This is a genomic window from Aeromonas sp. s4, assembly GCF_040907855.1.
Lineage (GTDB): Bacteria > Pseudomonadota > Gammaproteobacteria > Enterobacterales > Aeromonadaceae > Aeromonas > Aeromonas caviae.
The window spans coordinates 137687-143867 of the sequence record NZ_JBFOCP010000049.1; the positions used below are offsets into that span (position 1 = coordinate 137687).

At 68.4% G+C, this 6181-nt stretch carries 9 protein-coding genes; 6 read left to right on the top strand and 3 right to left on the bottom strand.

Annotation, left to right across the window (positions count from 1 at the left end; genetic code table 11):
• Window positions 1–16: 16 nt before the first annotated feature.
• The gene (locus AB5Y89_RS17675; protein ID WP_319869382.1) at window positions 17–1465 is read left to right on the top strand and encodes a PLP-dependent aminotransferase family protein; all 1449 of its coding nucleotides are present in this window, start codon (window positions 17–19) and stop codon (window positions 1463–1465) included.
• A gap of 26 nt (window positions 1466–1491) precedes the next feature.
• Here the strand turns inward: AB5Y89_RS17675 and AB5Y89_RS17680 are convergent, their stop codons facing one another.
• Window positions 1492–1950, bottom strand: a complete 459-nt coding sequence (locus AB5Y89_RS17680; protein ID WP_171865592.1) for a GNAT family N-acetyltransferase — start codon at window positions 1948–1950, stop codon at window positions 1492–1494.
• Window positions 1951–2110: 160 nt separating this feature from the next.
• Window positions 2111–2761, bottom strand: coding sequence for a tellurite resistance TerB family protein (locus tag AB5Y89_RS17685; RefSeq protein ID WP_042015902.1), 651 nt, complete (start codon window positions 2759–2761; stop codon window positions 2111–2113).
• Between the two features lie 172 nt (window positions 2762–2933).
• Between AB5Y89_RS17685 and AB5Y89_RS17690 the strand changes: the two genes are divergently transcribed.
• From AB5Y89_RS17690 to AB5Y89_RS17700, 3 genes are all read left to right on the top strand, one after another.
• Window positions 2934–3401 carry an acyl-CoA thioesterase gene (locus AB5Y89_RS17690; protein WP_010674201.1) on the top strand — a complete coding sequence of 156 codons (468 nt, stop codon included), beginning with the start codon at window positions 2934–2936 and terminating at the stop codon, window positions 3399–3401.
• 84 nt (window positions 3402–3485) lie between these two features.
• Window positions 3486–3641 (top strand): pleiotropic regulatory protein RsmS, encoded by a 156-nt coding sequence (gene rsmS / locus AB5Y89_RS17695; protein ID WP_010674200.1) that lies wholly within the window; start codon window positions 3486–3488, stop codon window positions 3639–3641.
• A gap of 20 nt (window positions 3642–3661) precedes the next feature.
• On the top strand, window positions 3662–4129 hold the full coding sequence (locus AB5Y89_RS17700; protein ID WP_045525374.1) for a GyrI-like domain-containing protein: 468 nt from the start codon (window positions 3662–3664) through the stop codon (window positions 4127–4129).
• 16 nt (window positions 4130–4145) lie between these two features.
• Here the strand turns inward: AB5Y89_RS17700 and AB5Y89_RS17705 are convergent, their stop codons facing one another.
• Entirely contained in the window at window positions 4146–4988 is an 843-nt protein-coding gene (locus AB5Y89_RS17705) for a LysR family transcriptional regulator (protein WP_029314296.1), read from the bottom strand.
• A gap of 115 nt (window positions 4989–5103) precedes the next feature.
• Between AB5Y89_RS17705 and AB5Y89_RS17710 the strand changes: the two genes are divergently transcribed.
• Window positions 5104–5613, top strand: a complete 510-nt coding sequence (locus AB5Y89_RS17710) for a nucleoside deaminase (protein WP_041212766.1) — start codon at window positions 5104–5106, stop codon at window positions 5611–5613.
• Window positions 5606–6181: MFS transporter (locus AB5Y89_RS17715; protein WP_368224227.1), on the top strand; the 576-nt coding region annotated here is incomplete at its 3' end. The genes AB5Y89_RS17710 and AB5Y89_RS17715, both read left to right, overlap by 8 nt.

Below are 6181 nucleotides of genomic sequence, written 5' to 3' on the forward strand. Positions count from 1 at the left end.
ACAGTTTGGGCCCACCATGTCCCGCTACGGCCAGTTGGCAGACCAGCTGCAACAGCAGATCACGAGCGGCCTCTGGCAGCCGGGGGAGCGCATCCCCTCCATCCGCCAGAGCTGCAAGACCCACGGCCTCAGCCCCATGACGGTACTCCAGGCCTATCAGTTGCTCGAAAGCCGGGGCCTCATCCTGGCGCGGCCCCAGTCCGGCTACTACGTCAAGGCCGCGAGCACGGCCCGGCGGGAGAGCCAGCCCCAGCAGGCCCGCTACAGCGGCTCGGTGGACATCAACGATCTGGTGTTCGAGGTGCTGCAGGCGAGCAAGTCACGGGAGCTGGTGCCCCTTGGCATGGCGGTGGCGGACCCGACCCTCTTCCCCCACCCCCAGCTCGGTCGGGCCCTCGGCAGTTGCATGCGCCGCCTCGATCCCTTCAGCACGGTGGCAGATCTGCCCCCCGGCAACGAGGCACTGCGCCGCGCCATCGCCCGGCGCTACGCCGGCGAGGGGATGGCGGTGGATCCCCAGCAGATCATCATCACCACGGGGGCCATGGAGGCGCTCTCCCTCAGTCTTCAGGTGCTGACCGAGCCCGGCGACTGGGTGGTGGTGGAGTCCCCCACCTTCTACGGCGCCCTCCAGGCCATCGAGCGGCTCAAGCTCAAGGTGGTGGAGATCCCGGTGATCCCCGGGGTGGGGATCGATCTCGCCCTGCTGGAGGAGGCCCTCGCCCAGCGCCCCGTCAAGGCGTGCTGGCTGATGGGCAATGTGCAGCACCCCCTCGGCCACACCATGCCCGATGAGCACAAGCAGGCGCTGATGGCGCTGCTCAACCGCCATCAGGTCCCCCTGGTGGAGGATGACGTCTATGCGGAGCTCTATGTCGGGCGCGAGCGGCCAAGGCCCATCACCCATTGGGATGCGCGGGGAGAGAGCCTGCTGTGCGGCTCCTGGACCAAGTGTCTGGCGCCCGGCTTTCGGGTCGGCTGGGTGGTGGCGAAGCGCCACGCCGAGCGCATCCAGCGGCTGCAACTGATGTCGACGCTCTCGACCAATGTGCCCAGTCAGCTGGCGCTGGCCGACATGTTGCGCCAGGGCGGGGTGGACGCCCACTTTCGCCGCCTGCGCCACACCCTGGCCCAGCGCCAGCAGCAGATGCGGGCAGCCCTGATGCGCCTCTTTCCCGAGGCGCGTATCTCCTCCCCGGATGGGGGCTACTTTCTCTGGCTCGAATTTGACGCCCGCCTCGATGGCCGGGCGCTCTATGCCAGCGCCATCGAGCAGGGGGTCTCCATCGCCCCCGGGGCCCTCTTCTCCAGCCAGGGCCAGCACAACCACTGCCTGCGCCTCAACAGCTCCCATCCCTGGAGCCCGCAGCTAGACGCGGCGCTCAACCGGCTTGCGGACCTCATCGCCCGGCAACGGGAAACCTGGCAGAGCCCCCCTGACGCCTCACACGACAAGGGCCCGTAACGGGCCCTTTTGCAAGCGAATGCGCCTTACCTGGCCATGGTCTGTGACTGGGCCTTGAAGCCCAGTTGCTCGTAGAGGGCCCTGGCCCGCTCGTTGAAAGCCATCACCTCCAGGCGCAGCTGGCTTGCGCCCCGTGCCTTGCCCCACTGGTCCCCGTGGGCGATCAGCGCCCGGCCGATGCCCCGGGAGCGCAGCCCCTCATCCACCACCACGGTCGTGATGCGGCAGACGGGCAGCTTGCTGAGAAAGGGGACGCTCTCGTTGAGGTCGATGCGGGCGGTGAGAAAGCCCGCCACCTCTCCCGCCACCACCGCCACGCAGAAAAGACGCGCCTCGTCGGCAATGGCGCCGAGCAAGAAGGCCCTGTCTTCCGGGGACGGGGGGCAGAACACCTCGGGCACCTGCTCGAAGTGGAGCTGACCTATCTGCCGGTTCAGGGCCAAAATAGCGTCGATATCCTGTTCAGTTGCCTTGCGAATGTCCACCTGATGCTCCTTGCAGTGAGGGTCGCCAGCGAGGAAAGAGGCTCGGCGGTCACCCTTTGGAACCCGCATCTTATCGGCTCGTCACGACAATCAACAGCCCCCCGGCAACGACAAGGCCCCATGACGGGGCCTTGTGGACAATCCTGATGGCAATGCGGGCTCAGCCCGGCGCCCCCAGTTGGGCCACCTGGCGCTCTATGCTCCCCTTGAGGTTGTCATCCAGCTTCAAGGCCCGCGCCAGCTCGTCCAGATAGCCGCGCTCCATGAAGTGATCCACCTCAATGGTGAGCAGGGAGGCGAGGTAGACCTCGGTCGCCAGCTCCATGTCGGTCACTTCTCGCGCCAGGACATGGGGGTCGAGGGGACGGGAGAGCTCGGCGTCAATCCAGCGGGCCGCATCCCGCTCCCCCTGTTCGGTCAGGTACTCCTGGATCTTCTGGCGCTCGGCGGCATCGATGTGGCCGTCGGCCCGGGCTGCCGCCACCATGGCGCGCACCAGCAGGTTGGCGCGGGCATCCAGGGCCTTGCCCTCCAGGGTGTCCAGGGGCTGGGTCGGCTGGGCCGGGGTGGACTGCTGGGTCTGCCAGTCCTGATAGAGTTTGTAGGCCAGCCCCCCGAGGGCTGCCGCCCCCCCCACCGCCGCCACCTTGGTGCCATATTTGCGCATCTTCTTGTTGCCAAGCAGCAGCGCCATGGCCCCGGCGGCCAATCCCCCCTGCGCCATGCCCTTCATCTGGGCCTTGCGCGTGTCACCACCGTCGTTGAGCCAGCCCTTGCCAGCTCCCATCAATTGCTCCAGCATCTGTTTCATGGGGCCTCCTCCCTCGCGTGATGAGTCATGCTGGGCCGCCTGCGCTGAACTCAAGGTGAATGACGGCGCAGGCAAGAAAGGCGCTGGTTGGATCAGTGCCGGCCCCGCCCGCTGTTATTGTCCCCGGGGGACAGCCAAGGAGTCCCCCCTTGCCTCGACATAAGGAAGTACCATGAGCGCCCGTGAACTGACCCTGCAATTTCTCGCCGAACCCGCCGACGTCAACTTTGGCGGCAAAGTCCATGGCGGCATGGTGATGAAGTGGATTGACCAGGCCGGCTACGCCTGCGCCGCCGGCTGGTGTGGCGGCTATGCCGTCACCGTCTATGTGGGGGGCATCCGCTTCTTGCGCCCCATCCAGATAGGCCAGTTGGTGGAGGTGCACGCCAAGGTGATCCACACCGGTACCACCAGCATGCACCTGGCGGTGGATGTCTACAGCCGCCACCCCACCGACCCGGAGCGGCGCAAGACCACCCACTGCATCATCATCTTCGTGGCCATGGACGAGCATGGCAAACCCACCCCGGTGCCCCAGTGGCAGCCGGTGAGCGAGAGCGATCTGCAGTTGCAGCAGTACGCCAAAAAGCTGATGGCCCTGCGCGAGGAGCTGGACAAGGAGATGCGCCAGCACATGTGACCCATCCCGCCCCGGGCAGCCGGGGCGTGTCTTCGCGCCGCCGGGCGCTATAATGGCGACCCCCCTTGCCCTTGAGAACCCAAGATGTCTCTGGAAAATGCCCCCCCCGAGGTCCAGCTCGCGGTGGATCTGATTGAACTGCTGGAAACCAACCACATCGCCCCCGCACTGGCCCTGGCGGCACTCGCCATCGTTCGCCGGGATTATGAGCGCAAGCTCGAGGAAGGTCGGGAGGCCTGAGCGCCCCCGCAGGAGGCACCATGTCAGCCCCCATTCGCATCGAACAAGGCCGCGCCATGCTCCTCGGGGGGTTGCGCCGTCACCACCCCTTCGAGCAGGGGGACTTCGCCGGCCAGTGGCACGACCTCAGCGCCCTGCTTCCCCTGCCGGGGCAGCTCGGTGAGCACGCCTATGGCGTCATCTGCGCCGCCACCGACACCCACTGCGAATACCTCTGCGGGGTGGAGGTCGCCGCCCTGGAGGTGCTGCCTCCCGGGCTTGGCCGCATGCGCATCGCCCCCCAGACCTACGCCATCTTCTTGCATCAGGGGCATGTCGCGACCCTGCCGCACACCTGGCGCCAGGCCCTGGCGTGGCTCGCGCAATCGGACTATCAATCTGCCCAGCAGCCGGATTTCGAGCGCTACGGCGCCCGCTTTGACGCCGCCACCGGCAGCGGCGAAGTGGAAATCTGGCTCGCCGTGGTACCAAAACAGGCCCTGGCCTGACCCCTGACCGCCCGGGCTACCTCGGCCCCATCACCTCGTCACAGAGCGCGATCAGCGCCTCCCCCAGCCGGGCGAGGGGCTCGCTCGTGCCCGGCCCCTGGTGCAGGGCCAGCTCCACCGAGCGCACCGCAGGCCAGTGGGCCAGCACCACCTGATCCGGTTGCAGCAGGCGCGCCGGCAGCAGGCTGACCCCGATCCCCGCGCTCACCGCCCCTTGCAGGCTGGCGAGACTGCCGCTCACGTAGGCGATGCGCCAGGGGATCCCCTCAGCATCCAGGGCGTCGGTCATCTGGCGCCGGTAGAGCCCCTCACTTGGAAACACCACCAGAGGCAGGGGGTCGCGCCCGGCGGCGGGCCACTCCCGGCTGTCAACCCAGGCCAGGGGCTCGCGCCAGCGGGCGATGGGCTCCCCCTGGCCGCGCCCCTGCTTGATGAGGGCCAGATCCAGCTCTCCCCCTTCGAATGCCTGCCACAGGGCATGGCTGAGATCGCTTTGTACCTCCAGCCGCACCTGCGGGTGCGCGCGGGCGAAGGCGGCCAGCACCGGGGTCATGGCCCCCGCGGCAAAATCCTCCGGCACCCCGAGGCGCAGGGGGTGGCTCGCCTCGCTCACCCGCTCCCCCGCCCGGGCCAGCAGCCCCAGGATGCGGCGCGCCAGCCCGAGCAGGGTCTCCCCCTGGGCCGTGGTCACCACCTGGCGGCCGGATCGATCGAGCAGGGTGCAGCCCAGCTGCTGCTCCAGGCGGCGCATCTGCTGGCTCAGGGTGGACTGGGTGAGGTGGATACGCTCGGCGGCGCGGGTAAAGCTGCCGGTTTCGACGATGGCGACGAAGCTCTGCAGCAATTGGGGGTCCAGCAGGGGGCGCTCCATGGGCAATCTCCATTTATAAAACCACTGGAAGTCATTTTATCATTTAATTTCCAAATGATGCGGCGACCCTCTAGGCTGCTGTCCTCCCCCTTTTTGCCAGGATATGACCATGCCACCCCCTTCCCAGTCCGGTGCCCGCCTCCTCAACTCCCTCACCGCCGCCTCGGCCCCCAGCCATCAGGAGTGGCTGGAGCAAGCCCTGCACCTGGCCCTGACCCATCGCCAGCAAGGGGGGCGCCCCTTCGCAGCCCTGCTGGTGAGGGAGAACCGGCTGGTGGCGAGCGCCGTCAACCGCATGCTGGAGGCGGGGGACCCCACCCGTCACGCGGAGCTGGAAGCGCTGCGGGAAGGGAGTCGCCAGGGGCCGCTGGCCGGGGCCATCGTCTATGCCAGCGGGCACCCCTGCCCTATGTGCCTGTCGGCCTTGGTGATGAACGGCATCCAGGCGGTCTACTACGCCTTTGACAACGACGATGCCGCCCCCTTCGGCTATGACAGCCGCGCGGCCTACGCGGCCCTGCGACTGCCCCTGTGCCCGCCGCCCCTGCCCCTCATCAAGCTGGCGAGCCCCATCGCGGCCGAAACCCTCTACGGTCCCCTGCCCCATGCATAAGCGCCGCCTCCCCCCGGGCAGCGGCGCCTTGCTGGTGCTGGTGATCCTCATCGCCCTCAACCTGCGCCCCTTCCTCACCGCCATCGGCCCCCTGGCCCCTCGCATCGACGCGAGGCTGGCCCTCGGGGTGGATACCCTGGCCTGGGTCACCCTGCTGCCCCTCTGGCTTATCGGGGTCGGCGTGCTGCTCACCCCGGCGCTCCTGGGTCGCACGGGCCCGCGCCCCCTACTCGGGACGGCCCTGCTGCTGCTTGCCCTTGGCAGCGCCCTGCGCGTCGATCTGGCGAGCGGCGCCCTGCTCATCGCCAGCGCCGCCCTGTGCGGGCTGGGCTCGGCCCTGGTGCAGGGGGTGCTGCCCGGCCTCATCAAAGAGGGGTTCGCCCAAAAGGTGCCTCTGGTGATGGGGATCTTCTCCGCCTGCATGATGGGGGGCGGGGCGCTCGGGGCCGTGCTCACCCCGCGCCTTGCCGAGTATCTGGACTGGTCTCGGGCGCTGGCGCTCTGGGGCCTGCCGGTGCTGCTGGCCCTCGGCTGGCTGGCCTGGCGGGTGCCCCTGCCCGCCCCGGCC